The organism is Streptomyces sp. WAC05292, assembly GCF_003949955.1.
In the GTDB taxonomy this organism is placed as follows: domain Bacteria; phylum Actinomycetota; class Actinomycetes; order Streptomycetales; family Streptomycetaceae; genus Streptomyces; species Streptomyces globosus.
The window spans coordinates 1-3,861 of record NZ_RPSE01000495.1 but is presented as its reverse complement, the minus strand read 5'-3'; the positions used below and the strand labels follow the sequence as shown (position 1 = coordinate 3,861).

General features: G+C 77.1%; 3 protein-coding genes. 2 read left to right on the top strand and 1 reads right to left on the bottom strand.

Annotation, left to right across the window (positions count from 1 at the left end; all coding sequences use genetic code 11):
• Window positions 1-180: 180 nt before the first annotated feature.
• Entirely contained in the window at window positions 181-1,347 is a 1,167-nt protein-coding gene (locus EF903_RS29915) for an ROK family transcriptional regulator (protein ID WP_260616105.1), read from the bottom strand.
• 56 nt (window positions 1,348-1,403) lie between these two features.
• Here EF903_RS29915 and EF903_RS29910 point away from each other — a divergent pair, with 56 nt between their 5' ends.
• Window positions 1,404-2,531: a Gfo/Idh/MocA family oxidoreductase gene (locus EF903_RS29910; protein ID WP_125548131.1), complete on the top strand. Its 1,128-nt coding sequence runs from the start codon at window positions 1,404-1,406 to the stop codon at window positions 2,529-2,531.
• 34 nt (window positions 2,532-2,565) lie between these two features.
• Window positions 2,566-3,771: an ALF repeat-containing protein gene (locus tag EF903_RS29905; RefSeq protein ID WP_125548130.1), complete on the top strand. Its 1,206-nt coding sequence runs from the start codon at window positions 2,566-2,568 to the stop codon at window positions 3,769-3,771.
• Window positions 3,772-3,861 lie beyond the last annotated feature (90 nt).

The following is a 3,861-nucleotide window of genomic DNA, read 5'->3' as shown; positions in this document are numbered from 1 at the left end:
GCTGGGGGTTGTCACGGGGGGCGTCCGGCATGCCCTCGCCGCCCGTGCCCTCGGAAGCCGCGCCCCCGAGGTCGCGACGGCCCGCGCGGGCCTGGCGGATGGCGGGCCGGAACCGGCCCTGGCGCCGCTGTGCGGCCGTACGCCGTGACGGGTGGCCGGCCGCGCCCGGCCGGTGACCCGTCACGCCGTACGGCCGAACAGCGGCGCCAGGGCCAGTTCCGCAGCGCCTTCCGCCACGCCCGCGCGGGCCGTGGCGACCTCGGGGGCGCGGCTTCCGAAGGCACGGGCGGCCAGGGCATGCCGGACGCCCTCCGTGAAAACCTCCGGCGCCTGCTGCACCACTCGTCCCCCCAGCCACACCCGGTCGGCATCGAGCAGGGCGACGGCGTTCGCGGCGCCCTCGCCGAGGATCCGGGCCGCCTCGGGCAGGTCCCCGCGGGCCACGGCCGCCAGGCACAGCACCTCGGCGCAGCCGCGGCCACCGCAGCGGCAGGGCGGGCCGTCGAGCAGCAGCACCTGGTGCCCGAACTCCCCCGCCGCGGACCGCGGCCCGCGGTGCACCTCGCCGCCGAGCCGGATGCCGGCGCCGAGGCCGGTGCCGAGGTGCAGGTAGAGGGAGGTCCCGGAGTCGGGGCCGGAGGCGGCGGCGCCCGCGTTGGTGTCCTTGTCCAGCACAACGGGCGGGCCCCAGCCCCGGCCGCCGTCTCCTTCCCCTTCCCCGTCGCCGTTCCCGTTCCCGCCCTCGGGCCGCAGCCGGTCCGCGACGGCCTGCCGCAGCGGGTGCCCGTCCCACTCCGGGTGGCCCGTGACCCGTCCCATCACGCCGGTGCGCCAGTCGAGCGGGCCCGGGGCGGCGACCCCGACGCCGGCGAGGGCCTGCGCCCCGGCGGATCCGGCCAGCCGGTGGACGGCGCGGGCGACGGCGGCGGCGACCGCGTCCGGGCCGGCCGCGAAGTCGAGGGGGGTGCGGAGCCGGTCCACGACGGTGCCCGCCAGGTCGACCCGTACCGCTTGGAGTTCGTCCCGGTCGGCGTGCACGCCGACCGCGTGCCGGGCGTCCGCGGCGAGCCTCAGCAGGGTGCGCGGCTTGCCGCCGGTGGAGGCGCCGCGGCCGGCCTCCGCGACGAAGCCTTCGGCGCGCAGCCGGGCCGTGATCTTGCTGACGGCCTGCGGGGTGAGGCCCGTGCGGGCGGCCAGGTCGGCGCGGCCGAGGCCGGCGGGGCCGGCGGCGCGGAGGAGGCCGAGGACGAGGGCGTCGTTGTGGCCGCGGAGGACCCCCAGGTTCGCGCCGGGCAGCTCCCGGCTGTTCCTGCTGGTGTCGATGGGGGTGACGCTGCCTCGTTCCACCAGGCCATTGTCCCTCTTCCTTGCACTTAGGCAACACTGTTGCCAAAGTGGAGGGCATGAACCCCACCGTTCCGGACTCCCCCGCCTCCCCGTCCCCGTATGCCGGCCGGGGGCCGCTCCGCGTCGGCCTCGTCGGCTACGGCCTCGCCGGGTCCGTCTTCCACGCCCCGCTGGTCGCCGCGACCGACGGGCTCGTCCTCGACACCGTCGTCACCTCCGACCCGGCGCGCCGGGCGCAGGCCGAGGAGGAATACCCCGGCGTGCGGGTGACGGCGTCCGCCGAGGAGCTGTGGAGCGGCGGCAGCGCCGTCGACCTGGTCGTCGTCGCCTCCCCGAACAAGACGCACGTCCCGCTCGCGACGGCGGCCCTGTCCGCCGGCGTCCCCGTCGTCGTGGACAAGCCGCTCGCCGGAACGGCCTCCGAGGCGCGCGAACTCGCCGGGCTCGCCGACCGGACGGGAACGTTCCTGTCGGTGTTCCAGAACCGCCGCTGGGACAACGACTTCCTGACGGTGCGCCGCCTCATCGCCGACGGCGAGCTGGGCGAGGTCCAGCGCTTCGAGTCCCGCTTCGAGCGGTGGCGCCCGCAGCTGAAGGGCGGCTGGCGGGAGTCCGGCGCCCCCGAGGAGATCGGCGGGCTGCTGTACGACCTGGGCAGCCACGTCGTGGACCAGGCGCTGGTCCTGTTCGGCCCGGCCGCCGCCGTGTACGCGGAGACGGACGTGCGCCGGCCGGGCGCCGAGGCGGACGACGACACGTTCATCGCGATCACGCACGAGAGCGGCGTCCGCTCTCACCTGTACGTCAGTGCGACCGCCGCGCAGCTCGGCCCGCGCTTCCGCGTCCTCGGCTCCCGCGCCGGGTACGTCAAGTACGGCCTGGACCCGCAGGAGGCCGCCCTGCGCGACGGCCACCGGCCCGGGAACACCGGCGCCCCGTGGGGTGTGGAGCCGGAACACCTGTGGGGCCGGCTGGGGTCCGGGGAGTCCCCCGCGACCGGCGGCGGGACTCCGGTGCCGACGCTGCCGGGCGACTACCCGGCGTACTACGCGGCCGTGGCGGCGGCGCTGCGCGACGGGGGCCCCGCGCCGGTGAGCGCGCACGAGGCGGCGCGGTGCCTGGCGGTGCTGGAGGCCGCGCGGGTCTCCTCCCGGGACGGGGTGACCGTATCCTTCGAAAACTGAAGATGATCACACGTGTGAAGAACGGACTGTTTCTGTGAAGCTGCCCCGGATCGCCTCGATCGTGGCGACGGCCGCGACGGCCGCGATGGCCCCGGCCGTCCTGATCGCCTCGCCGGCCTTCGCCGCCGGCGCCACGACGACGGCGCCGGGCCTGCCGGCGTCCCCGACCGCCCCCGACACCGCCCCTGGCACCGACGGCCCGACGGCGCCGAAGCCCGACGAGGACCCGCAGGCCGCGAAGGACCGGGCCGCGATCCAGGCCATCCTCGCGGACCCGACGAGCGGGCGGGGCGTCCGCGAGGCCGCCGAGAAGGCGCTGAAGGGAACGGCCGCGGAGATGCGGCACTTCCTGGAAGTGGAGTGGGCCCGGGAGCAGTTGGAGGACGACCGGGTGCGCGTCGCGCGGATCGGGGAGGCAGGCGGCAAGGCGGTGCGTGCGGCCGCCGACAAGGCACTGGACGCCAACACCCGGGAGGCGATCACGGAGTTCCTGCAGAACGGGCAGCACGTCGCCCGCTTCGAGGACGACAAGGTCGAGCTGGTGAAGATGCTGAAGGGCGCCGGCCCCGGCATCACCAAGGCGGTCGGCAAGCTGCTGGACGGCGGGACGCGGGAGGAGGTCCGCGCGTTCGTCGAGACCGGGCAGCACAAGGTCCGTGCCGAGGACGACCGGGTCGTGCTGCTGGGCGCGCTGAAGGACGCCGGGCCGAGCCTGAAGGCGGCCATCGTCGCGCTGCTGGAGAAGAACCCCACCCCGGCGGAGCTGCGCACGTTCGTCACGACCACCCAGCACGAGCTGCGCGACGCCGACAACACCGCCCTGATCCGGGCCATGCTCGCCGATGCCGGGCCGGAGCTGAAGAAGGCCGCGAACGCCGCCCTGAAGGGAACGCCCGCGGACCGCGCCGAGTTCCTCGCGACGGGGCAGCACACGGCCCGCGACAAGGACAAGGTCGCGGGTGGCGGCAGCGGCGGCAAGGACGGCGGCGGCAAGGGCGGCTCCGGGAACGGCGCCGGGGCCGGCGCCGACGGCTCGGGCTCCGGTTCGGGTTCCGGCGGGGCCCACGCCACCACGAGCAGCGGCAACGCCACGCCGGCCGGCGGCTCGGGCCCGCTCGCGAGCACCGGCGCCAACGCCCAGCTCGCGGTCGCGGCGGGAGCCGGAGCCGCCGCGCTGGGCGCGGGCGCCGGCCTGCTCGTTGCCGCAAGCCGCCGCCGCGCGGCGGAAGCCGCGCGCTGACACGGGCCGCCCCCGCCGTGCCCGCGGCCCCGGCCCGGGGCCGGGGCCGGGGCCGGGGGCGGGGGCGGCACTACGACTTCGGGGTTCAGG

Coding starts and splice junctions, on each gene's coding strand:
- EF903_RS29910 (WP_125548131.1), top strand. CDS start 1,404: ATGAACCCCACCGTTCCGGACTCCCCCGCCTCCCCGTCCCCGTATGCC.